The organism is Microcystis sp. Msp_OC_L_20101000_S702, assembly GCF_007095705.1.
In the GTDB taxonomy this organism is placed as follows: domain Bacteria; phylum Cyanobacteriota; class Cyanobacteriia; order Cyanobacteriales; family Microcystaceae; genus Microcystis; species Microcystis ichthyoblabe_A.
Genome location: NZ_SFBO01000071.1, coordinates 1 through 14,813, shown reverse-complemented (window position 1 = coordinate 14,813; position 14,813 = coordinate 1). Strand labels below are relative to the sequence as shown.

Below are 14,813 nucleotides of genomic sequence, written 5' to 3'. Positions count from 1 at the left end.
TATTGGGGTTGCTTTCTCGTTTTTGCAAAGAAATATATCGAAATCGGCAGCGGATAGGAAAATTCGTGCGAGAATCTAAAGAAATAATTAAATCGCTCTAGGAGTAGCCGACGATTTTGTGATTATCGATCCAAATCCACCAATTAGCACAATGGGAGGCTCTTATGGAAAAGCAGCCATCAGAAACCGAGATCGAGCTAGATAAACAGCTAAAAGAGGAGTATTCCGAGCAGTTTCTGCGTAGTATATTTAATTCCGTGCAAGCGTCGATTTTTGTGGTGGACGTGCTGGAAAATAGAGATTTTCGCTATGTGGGAGCAAACCCCGTTCATGAACGCTGGACAGGATTGCGTTCATCAGAGATTAAAGGCAAAACTCCCGAACAAATCCTTCCCCCCGATGATGCGCGTAGTGTGCGGCAACACTATAGTGATTGTGTGCGTTACGGAACGACTATTTCCTACGAACAGTATTTACCTTTTCAAAATATACCCTACTGGTGGCTAACGACTTTAACACCCCTACGGGATAACAATGCGCGCATCTATCGTTTAGTGGGAACCAGTACCAATATCACCGAACGTAAACAGGCCGAAGAAGCTTTAAGATTACAAGCAGAACGGGAACAACTATTGGGGGTAATGCAGGAAAGAATCCGGCAATCGTTGGATCTTGATCGCATTTTGCAAAGAACCGTTAAAGAGGTGCGACAATTCCTCAACTGCGATCGAGTGTTAATTTATCGTTTATTCCCCGATCATAGTGGCATGATTGTGGTGGAATCCCATACTGCGAGGATTAATTCCGTCTTAGGAAACAGCATCGAGGATCCCTGTTTTAATTTATCCCCAGAACGTCTGGAAAATTATCGTCGTGGGAGAATTCAAGTTATTGAAAATGTCCATAATTCGGGACTTGATCCCTGTTATCGCAACTTACTCACCTCTTTGCAAGTACAGGCTAACTTGGTGGTGCCAATTATCTGCGATAACCAACTCTGGGGGTTACTAATTGCCCAAAACTGCCAAAAAACTCGCTCTTGGCAATCCCAAGAAATCGATCTCCTTAAACAATTAGCCATTCAAGTGGGAATTGCCATTCAACAAGCGGAACTGCACCAACGGGTAAAATGCTTGAATACTGCCTTAGAATCGGAGGTTCAGCAAAGAACCGCCGAATTGCAGATGACTTTGAAGTATGAAGCATTAATCGGACGGATTACCGAAAAAATTCGCGATAGTCTCGATGAAAATCATATTCTGCAAACCACCACTAGGGAATTAGTGCAGGTTTTACCCGCAGAACGGGCCCAAATTGAGCTTTACAATCCCAGTCGCAGCCAAGCTACTATTGTCCACGAATATACCACTCAAGAGCTTATCTGTCAGGGAATTAGCTGTCAAATTAGCGATTTTCCTGAAATCTATCAACCGCTGCTGCACAAACAAATTTTACAATTTGTTGATCGTCTTCCCCTTGGCAATCCGCAAATCTGTCGTGTTAACCGTTGCGCTTGTCCTATCTTTGATGATCAGGGTTTTTTGGGCAATATTTGGCTAATTCGGCCAGCTAATCAGATTTTTAACTCCTTAGAAACTAATTTGATTCAACATATTGCCACCGAATGTGCGATCGCTATTCGCCAGGCGCGACTTTACGAATCTTCCCAAGCACAAGTGAGGGAATTAGAAAAACTGGAAAGATTAAAAAGCGAATTCCTGAAAACCCTTTCCCATGAACTGCGAACCCCGATCACCAGCATCCGTCTAGCGGTGGAAACCCTAGAAAGTCTCCTAGAATATCAAGGGATCAAGATCGATCCAGAGGATTCGATCGGTCAACTGTTGCAAATTCTTAACATTGAATCTCAGCGTCAGAGTAAGTTAGTTAATGATCTGTTGACTTTAACCTATCTGGATGCGGAAAGCGAACCCCCAGCGATCGAAACAATCGACTTACTTTCTTGGCTACCCTTATTAGTGGAACCTTTTCGCACTCTCACCCGCGAGCGACAACAGCAGTTAATTTTAGATATAGATGGGGATATACCGGAGATTAACAGCAATCTTTGTGATATCGAACGCATCATAGCGGAATTACTGACCAATGCTTCTAAATATACCCCAGAACAAGGGATAATTAGGGTAAATGTCTGGCGTGCAGACGAGCAAATATTAATTAATGTGAGCAATTCAGGAGTAGAAATCCCTCCAGAGGAATTATCAAGAATATTTGCTCCTTTTTATCGCATTCCTCACCACGATCCCTGGCGCTACAGTGGCACCGGTTTAGGTTTAGCTTTAGTCCACAAACTGATTAAACCCCTGAATGCCACCATCGATGTCACCAGTGCCAACGCTGTCACCACTTTTACCCTCACCCTGCCAATCTAGTCGAGCAGAAAACTTTTTAGAAAAAAACCTTGCAATTATTTCGAGGGCGTGCTATATTGAGAAAGGACTAAAAAAAGCCGAGATAGCTCAGTTGGTAGAGCAGAGGACTGAAAATCCTCGTGTCCGCGGTTCAAATCCGCGTCTTGGCATCGGAAAAACGCTAGAATTTGCCCTGTATTTACTTTCTAATCTGCTAGGTTTTGTAAATGCAGCTGACTCTCTTAGGTTTGGTGGGTAAAATGTATTCTAAGATACAGTCTTGCGGGCGAACGACTGGAACGAACCACTCCAGACACAAAGGACACAAAGATTGATCGATACTATATCAGTTAAACTTATCACACAAAGAATAAGAGAGCCTGCAGCCTTTCTCGTCAAGATGAAGTGTAACCTAATTTGGTAAGCTAAAAGCTTTGATGTACTTAGTTTCTGACCTTGTTTTTAGGTGGGAGAATTGCCAGATTCTTTCTTTTGCCTGTTGCCTGTTGCCTCTTGCCTATCTTCACTAGGAAATTAATTTTGCACGACTACTTACTTTTTGATTTTGGGCTTGACGTGAGCGGTCACGGATTAAGATAATCTAACAAGTATGTACGACAATGAAATCCTAGACTCTAGCAATTCCTTAAATAATCCTCTCGATGCGAGCGATCCGGATCAAGCAGCGGAAATCCCTCCCGATCCCGAGGAAATGCTCTTATTGCTTACTTCTGCTCATGTTAGCGAGAGAATGATCGCCGCTCGCGCCTTTTGTGAATTGCGGGACGAAAGAGCGATCGCCCCCTTACTAGAGATGTTAAACGATGTCTGTCCCCTGGTGCGTGTCAGTGTCGCCTACGCTTTGGGACGAAATCCCAGTCTTAGCTCTGTGGCTCCCTTAATCGATTTACTGGCCAGGGATTGGAATGGTTACGTCAGAAAAGGGGTAGTTTGGGCCCTGGGTAACTGTGGTGATCGCAGAGCGATCGAGCCTTTGGTTCATGCTCTCAAAACTGATATTTCGGCGGTGCGATTATGGGCCGCCAGTAGTTTGGCCCAGATTGCCAAGGTCAATTATGAAGATATCATCACTGTGTTGCCGCCTTTAATTGAAGGATTGCGCCGGGATTTAATCGCAGCGGTGCGGAGTAATTGCGCTTGGTCGATCGGTCAATTATGCCGAGAATTGCCCTTCAATGTGATTTATGCCACGGCGATCGATGCTTTGATCGAGGCCTTGGTGGAAGACGAGGATTTAGGTGTCAAGGAAGATGCGAGAGGTGCTTTATTAAAAGTGGGCGACCCAAGAGGATTACAATTGATCGAGGAATTAGAGCTTGAAGGAATTATCTAAACCGCTAATTTTGGGCGTTACGGGGGCATCAGGGCTGATTTATGCCGTGCGTACTCTCAAATATCTACTTTTAGCCGACTACACGATCGATCTAGTGGCTTCCAAATCAGCTTACACTGTCTGGCAAGCGGAAGATAATATTCGGATGCCTCCAGAACCGGAACTGCAAGAACAATTTTGGCGCAGCCAATGCGGGGTGATGGAAAGGGGAAAATTACGCTGTCATCGTTGGGGTGATGTGGGGGCAACGATCGCCAGTGGTTCCTATCGCACCCTTGGTATGGTAATTATTCCCTGTAGCATGAGTACAGTGGCCAAATTAGCGGGGGGATTAAGTTCCGATTTGCTAGAAAGAGCGGCCGATGTGCAGATTAAGGAGGGCAGAAAATTGGTTTTAGTGCCGCGAGAAACCCCTTTTAGTTTAATTCATCTGCGTAATTTAACCACTTTAGCCGAGGCGGGCGTTAGAATCGTGCCAGCAATACCGGCATGGTATCATCATCCCCAATCGATCGAGGATTTGGTCGATTTTGTCATCGCTCGTACTCTCGATCAGTTAGATATCGATTGTGTGACAATTAATCGCTGGCAAGGACATTAACAGTTATCAGTGATCAGTTATCAGTTATCAGTGGATAGTGGACAGTGGTTAGTGGTTAGTGGGAAAGCATCTCATTTATGCAAGTGAGTAATTATACTTATCCATAAAACTGGTTTCTAGCAAGACTTTCAAAATAGCTTGACATAAAAACCTGATTTAGGGGTTACAAAGGTGAGATGCTCCCGTGGTTATGTACCTTTTGGGCGAACGCAGTTCGCCCCTACATTGTGGACAAAATCCGTTACTGTAGGGGCGCAAAGCTTGCGCCCTCCGATCGATTGGGATATTATTCCCACGCAAGTCCCTTAGTGATTGATCACTGATCACTGTTTACTGATCACTGTTTACTGAATCACTGTATCAAGGGAGGTAAAAATGGGCTGGATTATGGTCTTATTTGCGATCGCTGTAGGCGGATTACTGATCTGGCAGAATCTGGGGGTGATCACTTTGGTCTTTTTTGGCGGTATTATGACGGTAAAACTGCCCCTAGCAGTCTGGGTGTTACTTTTCACCCTAGCGGGAATTATCAGTGGTTTAACCCTGCAATTTCTCTATAGTTTTGGTCGTCCTTTGGCTGCCCCAAAAGCCTCCCCTCGTATAGCGAATAATCCTACAGTACCACCGCCATCTCCCCGACCTACCTATATTCAAGATACTGCTCCGTCTGCACGGGGTAACGATTGGGAAAGAGATAGCGGTGATGATTGGAATTTTGATACACCCCCCGAAAAACCGACGACCATTCAGGATCGGGAAGAATTTTCGTCTAGGCTTGCAGATGAGGAAAAAGCAAATTTTGTCAAGCCTCCTAGTGACAGTTCTCGAACCGGCTCGGTTTATTCCTATAGTTACCGCACAGCCAAACAGACTCGCGGGGAAAAAGCCGATCAAGTGTACGATGTCAATTATCGGATTATTACGCCCCCCGCCCAAGATCAAAACGAAGATCGGGAGGTAAACAAAGGGGATGAAGAGGAGTGGATTTAACTTTGACAGAGACAGAACCGGTGCTGATCAGCTAAAATTTGCTAAAAAGACGGTAAAAAAAGCCTAAAAAACTTAATAATGCCCAAAACAGCTAATTGGGGCTTGCTCAATAAATCTAAAAACCTTGTTGGGTAAGACTTTTAGACTTTTTGGAAACCAAAAAGTACCAGCTCTGGGAGTGATCGGGTGGAAAATTCAGGTACTTTTTCCCTGAAAATTAGGTAATTGACCAGATGAAAATCGCTAAAACCCTACACCCTACACCCCACACCCCACACCCTGCCCCCACCGAAAAACTTTTTGCCGCAAACCCTGATTATGTCCCTCGTTGGCTCTCTGGTTAGTTAAAGAAAAATCTCGGCTAATCCGATAATACCTGCTGGCAAATCCTGCTAGGGGGGGTTTATCTGTTAAAATTTCTTGTCGTCGTGAAGTGAAGCGGGAAGAGTATGCGAATTCTATTTGTGGGTGCCGAGGCCGCTCCAATTGCCAAAGTTGGGGGAATGGGGGACGTAATTGGGGCATTACCGAAAGTCTTGCGTCAGCTAGGTCATGATGTGCGGATTTTTCTACCTTACTACGGTTTTCTTCAGGAAAAAATGGACATCCCTTCCGAACCCATTTGGTCAGGATTCGCCATGTTTCAGGATTTTTCAGTCTATGAAACGGTTTTACCCGATACAGATATTCCTCTCTACCTCTTTGGTCATCTAGCTTTCTCTGGACGCAGTATCTACGGAGGCGAAGATGAGGCCTGGCGATTTACCCTTTTTGCCAATGGTGCGGCGGAATTCGCCTGGAATTACTGGAAACCACAAGTTATTCACTGTCATGATTGGCATACGGGCATGATTCCCGTCTGGATGCACCAAGACCCCGATATTAGTACCGTTTTTACGATCCATAATCTCGCCTACCAGGGTCCTTGGCGCGAAGCATTAGAAAAAATGACTTGGTGTCCTTGGTATATGCAGGGCGATAATACCATGGCCGCGGCGGTTCAATTTGCCAATCGCGTCACGACTGTCTCTCCCACCTATGCCCGTCAAATACAGACCCCCATTTATGGCGAAAATTTAGAGGGATTATTGTCCTATATTTCCGGCAATCTGGTGGGGATTGTCAACGGCATCGATACGGAGGTGTATAACCCGGCTAAAGATGTTTATCTTAAGCAGAATTTTACCCCAGAAACCATCGAAAAACGTCTGGCTAATAAAATTGCCCTGCAAGAAGAAGTGGGGCTACAGGTCAGCAGAAATGCCTTTGTCATGGGGATGGTGACGCGTTTGGTAGAACAAAAAGGTATTGATCTAGTGATGCAAATTTTAGATCGCTTTCTCACCTATACTGATGCTCAATTGATTATTTTGGGTACAGGAGATCGCTATTATGAAACCCAACTATGGGAGATGACTTCCCGTTTCCGGGGGCGAATGTCCCTGCATCTTCTCTATAGTGATGCCCTTTCCCGTCGCATCTATGGGGGGGCCGATGCTTTGTTAATGCCTTCCCGTTTTGAACCCTGCGGCATCTCCCAATTAATGGCCATGCGTTACGGTTGTATTCCCATGGTACGCCGCACCGGTGGTTTAGTCGATACGGTGTCTTTCCACGACCCAATTCAGGAAAGAGGAACAGGATTTAGTTTCGATCGCTATGAACCTTTAGACCTGTTTACCTGTATGATCCGGACTTGGGAAAGTTTCCGTTATAAACAGGATTGGCAAAAACTACAGCAACGGGCAATGACTCAAGATTTTAGTTGGTATAAATCCGCTTTGGAATATCTCAAAATCTACAAACAAATCACCGGACAATCCGATCAATTATCCGATGAAGAAAAAGATAAATTTGTCGCCCTGACTAGCAGTTAAATCCTCGTTGAGTAGGGGTGAAGATATATCACCCCTACTCCGGTAGAAATTAATCGGTAATGGCGTTGAGAAGAACTTCCGCTAGGGTCATATCTTCCATATCATCGATAGTAATTGTGTCAACAATATCGAATTTGGCCCCCGCCGATTCTAGTTGATCGTCTAAAGCTTTGAGAAATTCTGTCGCTTGTCGATCATGGCCTACTTGAATCAGAGAAATGGCTAATTCTTCATCCCTATCGAGTTTTCGAGAAGCTTCGATAATTTGACGCATCACCGCTTTGCGATCATCTGGTTCTCCGTCGGTAATCACCAGAATAGTTTCTCCGTTGGGTTTAGTTTTGCCGGCAGTTTTGCGCTGAAAATAATTATTGAGGGCATCTTGGAGAACAGCTGCTAGGTCTGTCCTCCCCATGGGTTCATTTTCTTGATAAATTTGTGTCACCTTATCGGAAGTAACATTATCATAGCGTCGGAAACGTCCGGAAAAAAGATAGATAGTGATGCCGTCGGGATCGAATTCCTCGCACTTTCTAGCCAAGGCGAGGGTGGATTCTTGGGCAATTTGCCAACGGGTTTTCTCGCTGGGTTTATCAGCAGTGGACATACTGCCACTTTTGTCAATAATCAGAGTATAATCTCTGTTTTCTACCATAGGGGCTATACCTCCAAGCAATTTGCGCTCGTCCTAGTCTAATAATTATTAAACTCTAGGATGGAAACTCTACCTCGATCGACTAGGGTTTTTTAACTATTGGGGGAAGGAGACAGCGTAATCAACAGCAGAAACTATCGCCAGAAAACCAGTCGGGCTAAAATGAAAAAAGTATGAAAATTATTTCTTAACCTGATACTGTTAAATTAGCCGATGAGTGATAGTAAATCGATCGCCTCAACCGAGAAAAAGCCAGATCATCCACCTTCTTGGAGTTTTTGGACGGTGTTTAGTTCCACCTTCCTAACCATATTTTTTGCTGAAATCGGCGATAAAACTCAATTAGCCACCCTTTTGATCAGCGCCGAATCCCAATCCCCCTGGGTGGTTTTTGCCGGGGCAGCCAGCGCTTTAATCGCTACCAGTCTCCTCGGTGTCCTGATCGGTTATTGGATTGCGCGTCGTCTTTCCCCCAAAACCTTAGATATCGGTGTCGCTATTCTTCTCCTTTTGATCACTGGTTTACTCATCGGCGATATTCTCTAAGCAATCAGTGATCAGTGTGACTGTTTACTGTTTACTGTTCACTGTTCACTGAAAAAAGCTTCCCATCTCCCCAGAATTTATGAATTGGCAATTATTCGGACTGACATTTATCACGGTTTTTTTGGCAGAAATAGGCGATAAAAGTCAATTAGTAGCGATCGCTCTCGGTGGCAGTTCCAAATCACCCAAAGCTGTCTTTTTTGGCTCAATTACCGCCTTAATCTGCACCAGTTTCTTAGGAGTCCTTGCGGGCGGCAGTATGGCGCAGTTATTCCCCGCTAAGATATTAAAAGCGATAGCGGCCATTGGTTTTGCTCTGCTTGCTGTCCGGCTGCTTTGGCCAGATTCGGATTGATCATTGGGTTGGGCTGAATATGACTGGAAGCCTTACTAGAAAACGGTTTTGGCACTTTTTCCAGGCACGCAAGGCTATTGTGTTATTATAAACCTCTTGCGTAATTAATTTTTGATGGTTCAAAAACGTCAAAAATAAGGATTAAATCGCATAAAATCTGTAAATAGATCATTTAATTGATTATTATTCATTCTTAATTCTCCTGACTACTGACTACTGGCTACTGGCTCCTAACCCTAACAACAATTTTTGATTTTTACAAGAGGTCTTATGACTTCCCCAACCGACGACCGGCGACCGACTCCTGATAGCTAAAAAACTGAGGCAAATTCCAGAAAAATAATTAATTTTTTGGAAAAAAGTAGCTAAACTTACAAAAAATATCCAAAAAGTAGCGAAAATCACAAAAAATCTGCTAACCTAGCCGTAATATCACACAGATATTTGTAGAAAGATTCCCGAAAATCTCCTCAGCAAAAACGTCCGTGTGAAGTAGCTAATATTGTCAGCGAGGTTAGTTCAAGATCATCATGTCAAATTTAGGACGACGTAAATTTCTCCTGTACGGTTCTGCCACTTTGGGAACCAGTATTCTGTTAAAAGCTTGTGGTGGACAAAACCAAACCCCCACGGCTAGTCCTAGCCCAGCTGCTAGTCCCGCCCCGGCTTCTGGAGAGACGATTAAGGTGGGTATTCTGCACTCCCTCAGTGGCACCATGGCCATCAGTGAAACCAGCGTAGTTGATGCGGAAAAACTGGCGATCGAGGAAATCAATGCCGCCGGTGGTGTTCTTGGTAAACAGATCGAGGCAGTGGTGGAAGATGGCGCTTCCGATTGGCCAACTTTTACCGAAAAAGCCACCAAACTGATCGATCAGGACAAAGTTGTGACTGTCTTCGGTTGTTGGACTTCCGCCAGTCGTCAGGCAGTTTTACCCGTGTTTGAAGCCAAAAACCATATGCTCTGGTATCCTGTCCAGTACGAGGGTCAAGAGTGTTCTAGAAATATCTTCTACACTGGTGCTGCCCCCAACCAGCAGATCGAGCCGGCAGTGACTTGGTTGCTGGAAAATAAAGGGAAAAAATTCTTCCTCGTCGGTTCCGACTACGTTTTTCCCCGCACTGCCAACACGATTATTAAAGAGCAGTTAAAGGCGAAAGGCGGCGAAACCGTGGGCGAAGACTACCTACCCCTAGGTAACACGGAAGTTACCCCGATTATCACCAAAATTAAGCAAGCTTTACCCGATGGCGGCGTTATTTTCAACACCCTTAACGGTGACAGTAACGTGGCTTTCTTTAAACAACTGCAAGCGGCCGGTTTAACTCCCGATAAATATCCGGTCATGTCGGTGAGTGTTGCCGAGGAAGAAGTTAAACAAATTGGTAAGGAATATCTCCTCGGTCAATACGCTTGTTGGAACTATTTCCAAACCGTAGATACCCCCGCTAACAAGAAATTTGTTGCGGCTTTTCGAGCTAAATATGGTGAGGATCGCGTCACTAACGACCCCATGGAAGCGGCCTACATCATGGTCTATCTCTGGAAGCAAGCGGTAGAACAAGCGGCAACCGCCGATGATCTCGACAAAGTTCGCGCCGCGGCCGTGGGACAAAAATTCGATGCTCCCGAAGGACCGGTGGAAATGTTCCCCAATCATCATATCTCCAAAACCGTCCGCATTGGTCAGGTGAGAGATGATGGTCTATTTGACATCGTTTGGTCAACTCCGGGGGTAGTGGATCCGCAACCTTGGAACCAATTTGTCCCCGAAACTAAGGGCTTTGCCTGTGACTGGACGGATCCGGCCAAGGGCGGTAAATTCAAAATGGAAAAATCCTAGTTTTAGGAATTTTTCCAGACAGTAACGAGAGTGAGGTGGGCATTACTGCTCACCCCACTTTTTAAAGCTTAAAGATGCAGGGGAATAACGAAAAGTGTCAGCATTATTGGAAGGATTGTTTAATGGTATTAGCATCGGTTCTGTGCTATTGCTGGCCGCTTTAGGACTAGCGATTGTTTTCGGACTGATGGGGGTGATTAATCTCGCTCACGGTGAGTTAATGATGTTAGGGGCTTATACTACTTTTGTGGTGCAAAATGTCTTTAAAGGTTTCGGTTCTCCCCTCTTTGATACTTATGTTTTATTCGCCCTACCGATCGCTTTTTTAGTGTCGGGATTGGCGGGATTATTATTAGAAAGGGGGGTGATTAGGTTCCTCTACGGCAGACCCCTAGAAACGCTGCTGGCCACTTGGGGAGTCAGCTTAATTCTGCAGCAATTTGTCAGAAGTGTCAACGGGTTATTAGTAATTAGTTTAATAGTTTTCTGTCTGTTATTTTTTGGGGCGATGACTCTGTTAACTCGTCGCTTAGATTGGGAGAGAATTGGCAATTTAGCTATCGGTGTCACCCTGCCTTTATCCCTAGCTATCGCTGGATTATTAGGGTATCTTTTATCTTTTAATCCCGTTCTCGCTCGACCCTGGTTTAGTGCCAGAAATGTCGATGTCACCGCTCCTGTTTGGTTACGCGGAGGTTTACCTTTACCCGGGTTTCAAATGCCCTACACCCGTCTATTTATTATCATTTTAACTGCCCTTTGTTTGTTAGGAACCTATTGGTTTTTAAATAAATCTTCTTGGGGTTTACGCATTCGTGCCGTCACCCAAAATCGCCAGATGAGTGCCTGTTTAGGCATTCCGACAAATCAAGTGGATGCTTTGACTTTTGCCCTCGGTTCGGGATTAGCTGGAGTTGCCGGTTGTGCGATTAGTTTTTTGGGTTCCGTCGGTCCAAACGTGGGACAAAATTATATCGTTGATACCTTCATGGTAGTGGTGGTGGGGGGAGTGGGTAATCTCCTGGGAACTATTATCGCGGCTATGGCGATCGGTGTGGCTAATTATTTAATTGGTTCGGGAACTTTTGCTCTGATTTTTGGTTCTGTAGAAGCCCTAAAACCCCTAACGGATTTCTTCACCTTTTTCTCCACCACTAGCATGGCAAAAGTGATGATTTTTGCTTTAATTATTGCTTTCTTGCAATTCAAACCTGCGGGAATTTTTCCTCCTAAAGGACGTACTGCCGAGTTATAGATTATGATTACCGAAACCATCACTAGAAACGAATCCCGACAACGGGAAAAGAAAAAGTTAATCACGGAAATCGCTGTTATTGTTGGTTTAGTGGTCATCTTTGCGGTGTTACTGCCCTTAGCTTTGTCGGCTTTCCGCTTGCGTTTATTGGGGCGATTTCTTTCCCTCGCTATTGTTGCTTTGGGGATAGATTTAATCTGGGGTTATACGGGTTTATTAAGTCTTGGTCATGGCATCTTTTTTGCCCTCGGTGGTTACGCTTTGGCCATGTACCTAAATCTTCAGTTACCCCCCGGACAAATGCCCGAATTTTTTACTCTCTACGGGGTGACAGAATTACCTTTTATTTGGCAACCTTTTTATTCCCTACCTTTGACAATTCTAGCCCTAATTATCGTACCAGCGATCGTGGCAGGATTATTGGGTTATTTAATCTTCCGCAACCGCATTAAAGGGGTTTATTTTTCGATTTTAACCCAAGCGGCTTTACTGGTATTTTTTAACTTTTTTAACGGTCAACAGAAGTTAATTAACGGCACTAATGGCTTAAAAACCGATACCCAAACAATTTTCGGTTTGCTGGTAGGTTCCGATGCCGTTCAAGTGGCCTTTTATTTACTCACAATTGTCTGTTTACTGGCTATTTATCTGCTCTGTCGTTGGTTAACTACCGGCAGATTTGGGCGCTTGTTAGTCGCCATTCGCGATGATGAGGTGCGTGTCCGTTTTTCCGGTTATGATCCTACTTGGTTTAAGGTGTTAGTTTTTGCCATTTCTGGGGCGATTGCTGGTGTTGCCGGCGCCCTTTATACCGTGCAAACGGGAATTATCACCCCTAACTCTATGGATGTGGCTTTTTCCATTGAAATGGTGATTTGGGTGGCTGTGGGGGGACGTGCTACCCTTGTGGGGGCAGTTGTCGGTACTTTATTAGTACGCCTAGCCCAAACTTTTTTAAGCGAACAATTTCCGGAAGTCTGGGTATTTTTCCAAGGGGCCCTATTCCTAATTGTGGTGACAGTGCTTCCCGATGGTCTTCTCGGTGGAATTAAACGTTTGCTGACTCATTTTGGTTTCCGCAAAACTTTAATTACCTATCCTAGTATTGAGGAAGCTCCGGAAGTGCAACTGGAAAGAGAAGAATTAGAGCATAAGTGATCTTAGCTATCAGTTATCAGTTATCAGTTATCAGATGTGAGTTTTCAGTTCACTGATTACTGCTGACTGTTCACTGAAAATACTTCCCAATTCCCTCTTAGAAATTATGACTGGAAAAATCTTAGAAATCGAGAATCTTACCGTTAGTTTTGGGGGTTTTAAAGCTCTCAATAATCTTAATTTCAGTATGGATACGGGAGAATTACGGGTGATTATCGGTCCCAATGGTGCGGGAAAAACCACTTTTTTAGATGTGATTACGGGGAAAGTGCAACCCACCATCGGACGGGTATTATTTAAAGGTCGAGATCTCCGCAAAATTCCTGAATATGCGATCGCTCGTTTAGGTATTGGTCGCAAATTCCAAACTCCTAGGGTATATTTAAATCTAACTGTCCGAGAAAATCTCGATTTAGTTAGTAATCGCAATAAAAATGTTTTCTCAACTCTTTTCGGTCGTCCTCCGCTAGAAGATAGCAGAAAAGTTATTGGTTTATTGGAAACTATCGGGTTAACTGCTAAAGCTGATTTATCCGCTTCTTTACTTTCCCACGGCGAAAAACAACGCTTAGAAATTGGCCAATTAGTGGCCCAGTCACCAGATTTACTGCTAGTAGATGAACCCGTAGCAGGATTAACCGATGAGGAAACGGAAAACGTGGGTAATTTGTTATTAAATCTAGCGGAAAGTCATTCGATTATTGTCATTGAACACGATATGGAATTCGTCCGTCAAATTGCCCGCAAAGTCACGGTTTTACACCAAGGAACTGTTCTCTGTGAGGGGAATATGGAGCAAATTCAAAATGATCCGAAAGTTATTGAAGTTTATCTAGGTTCCTCGGAAGAATAAAAAGTCAAAGGATTAAAATTAGTTAAAAAGGGTTGACAATGTTACACATATCTGATCTCAATGTTTACTACGGAGAAAGTCATATTTTAAGAGATGTTGACCTTAACATTAATGCGGGAGAAATGGTCTGTTTAATTGGACGTAATGGCGTGGGTAAAACTACCCTATTAAAAACCTTGATGGGTATCTTAAAACCGCGAGCGGGAACAATTAATTATGAGCAAGAAAACCTGATTAATAAAACCTCAGATCAAAGAGCCAGATTAGGACTGGGTTATGTGCCGCAGGGTAGGGATATTATTCCCCGTTTAACGGTAAAAGAGAATTTAATTCTCGGTTTGGAAGCTTTACCCACAAAAAGAAAAAATGCCACAATTCCCGAAGAAATCTTCGATTTGTTTCCCGTTTTAAAAACCATGTTATCGCGGATGGGAGGAGATTTAAGCGGTGGACAACAACAGCAATTAGCCATCGCTCGCGCCTTAGTGGGGGAACCAAAATTATTAATTTTAGATGAACCCACGGAAGGAATTCAACCGTCAATTATTCTCGAAATTGAAGCAGCGGTGCGGCGTATTGTTGCCAGTAAAGGAATCGCCGTTTTATTAGTAGAACAACACCTGCATTTTGTCCGCCAAGCTGATCGATATTACGCCATGCAGAAAGGGGGAATTGTTGCTTCCGGTTTCACAAGCGGATTAAGTCAAGAAGTCATTCAGCGATTTTTGTCGGTTTAAACTTAACTTTTTCTTTGATAAGTAGGTAGGCGTTAAAAATTATCAGACACCCCCCTTATCAAGGGGGGATTAAGGGGGGATCGGCACCCCCCTTATCAAGCTATCCATTAGTCACATCTTTCTTAACATAAAATTTGACAAAAAGAGAAAAGTGTGCAAGATGGCTCAAGGGGGTTCTATGGGGGGACTAATTTGATGAGATAGTTTCCAAGTCTG

At 44.1% G+C, this 14,813-nt stretch carries 13 protein-coding genes and 1 tRNA gene; 13 read left to right on the top strand and 1 reads right to left on the bottom strand.

Annotated features, from left to right (window positions below; genetic code table 11):
• Positions 1 to 164 precede the first annotated feature (164 nt).
• The 6 genes from EWV60_RS07800 to glgA all read left to right on the top strand — a co-directional run bounded on the left by EWV60_RS07800 (position 165) and on the right by glgA (position 7,194).
• A complete protein-coding gene (locus tag EWV60_RS07800) occupies positions 165 to 2,393 on the top strand; it encodes a sensor histidine kinase (RefSeq protein ID WP_287231744.1) in 2,229 nt (742 codons plus the stop codon).
• A 76-nt stretch (positions 2,394 to 2,469) separates the two neighbouring features.
• A tRNA-Phe gene (locus EWV60_RS07795) sits at positions 2,470 to 2,542 on the top strand.
• Between the two features lie 440 nt (positions 2,543 to 2,982).
• Entirely contained in the window at positions 2,983 to 3,726 is a 744-nt protein-coding gene (locus tag EWV60_RS07790) for a HEAT repeat domain-containing protein (RefSeq protein WP_002741704.1), read from the top strand.
• Positions 3,710 to 4,327, top strand: coding sequence for a flavin prenyltransferase UbiX (locus tag EWV60_RS07785; protein ID WP_287231741.1), 618 nt, complete (start codon positions 3,710 to 3,712; stop codon positions 4,325 to 4,327). The genes EWV60_RS07790 and EWV60_RS07785 overlap by 17 nt, the downstream gene beginning before the upstream one ends.
• A gap of 375 nt (positions 4,328 to 4,702) precedes the next feature.
• Complete coding sequence (locus tag EWV60_RS07780; protein ID WP_002734877.1) at positions 4,703 to 5,317, top strand: LapA family protein; 615 nt, start codon at positions 4,703 to 4,705, stop codon at positions 5,315 to 5,317.
• A 449-nt stretch (positions 5,318 to 5,766) separates the two neighbouring features.
• A complete protein-coding gene (gene glgA / locus EWV60_RS07775; RefSeq protein WP_002741723.1) occupies positions 5,767 to 7,194 on the top strand; it encodes a glycogen synthase GlgA in 1,428 nt (475 codons plus the stop codon).
• 49 nt (positions 7,195 to 7,243) lie between these two features.
• On the opposite strand, the gene EWV60_RS07770 is transcribed toward glgA, so the two are convergent.
• Entirely contained in the window at positions 7,244 to 7,849 is a 606-nt protein-coding gene (locus EWV60_RS07770) for a vWA domain-containing protein (RefSeq protein ID WP_002800734.1), read from the bottom strand.
• A gap of 213 nt (positions 7,850 to 8,062) precedes the next feature.
• Here EWV60_RS07770 and EWV60_RS07765 point away from each other — a divergent pair, with 213 nt between their 5' ends.
• The 7 genes from EWV60_RS07765 to urtE all read left to right on the top strand — a co-directional run bounded on the left by EWV60_RS07765 (position 8,063) and on the right by urtE (position 14,597).
• Positions 8,063 to 8,395 (top strand): TMEM165/GDT1 family protein, encoded by a 333-nt coding sequence (locus EWV60_RS07765; RefSeq protein ID WP_002741725.1) that lies wholly within the window; start codon positions 8,063 to 8,065, stop codon positions 8,393 to 8,395.
• A gap of 79 nt (positions 8,396 to 8,474) precedes the next feature.
• The gene (locus EWV60_RS07760; RefSeq protein WP_002732425.1) at positions 8,475 to 8,750 is read left to right on the top strand and encodes a TMEM165/GDT1 family protein; all 276 of its coding nucleotides are present in this window, start codon (positions 8,475 to 8,477) and stop codon (positions 8,748 to 8,750) included.
• A gap of 530 nt (positions 8,751 to 9,280) precedes the next feature.
• Complete coding sequence (gene urtA, locus EWV60_RS07755) at positions 9,281 to 10,594, top strand: urea ABC transporter substrate-binding protein (protein ID WP_103112868.1); 1,314 nt, start codon at positions 9,281 to 9,283, stop codon at positions 10,592 to 10,594.
• 94 nt (positions 10,595 to 10,688) lie between these two features.
• Positions 10,689 to 11,849 carry an ABC transporter permease subunit gene (locus tag EWV60_RS07750; RefSeq protein WP_287231739.1) on the top strand — a complete coding sequence of 387 codons (1,161 nt, stop codon included), beginning with the start codon at positions 10,689 to 10,691 and terminating at the stop codon, positions 11,847 to 11,849.
• A gap of 3 nt (positions 11,850 to 11,852) precedes the next feature.
• Entirely contained in the window at positions 11,853 to 13,007 is a 1,155-nt protein-coding gene (gene urtC / locus EWV60_RS07745; protein WP_016514599.1) for an urea ABC transporter permease subunit UrtC, read from the top strand.
• A gap of 106 nt (positions 13,008 to 13,113) precedes the next feature.
• Positions 13,114 to 13,860: an urea ABC transporter ATP-binding protein UrtD gene (gene urtD / locus EWV60_RS07740; RefSeq protein WP_002732385.1), complete on the top strand. Its 747-nt coding sequence runs from the start codon at positions 13,114 to 13,116 to the stop codon at positions 13,858 to 13,860.
• A 38-nt stretch (positions 13,861 to 13,898) separates the two neighbouring features.
• Complete coding sequence (gene urtE, locus EWV60_RS07735; RefSeq protein ID WP_004163060.1) at positions 13,899 to 14,597, top strand: urea ABC transporter ATP-binding subunit UrtE; 699 nt, start codon at positions 13,899 to 13,901, stop codon at positions 14,595 to 14,597.
• Positions 14,598 to 14,813: the final 216 nt, after the last annotated feature.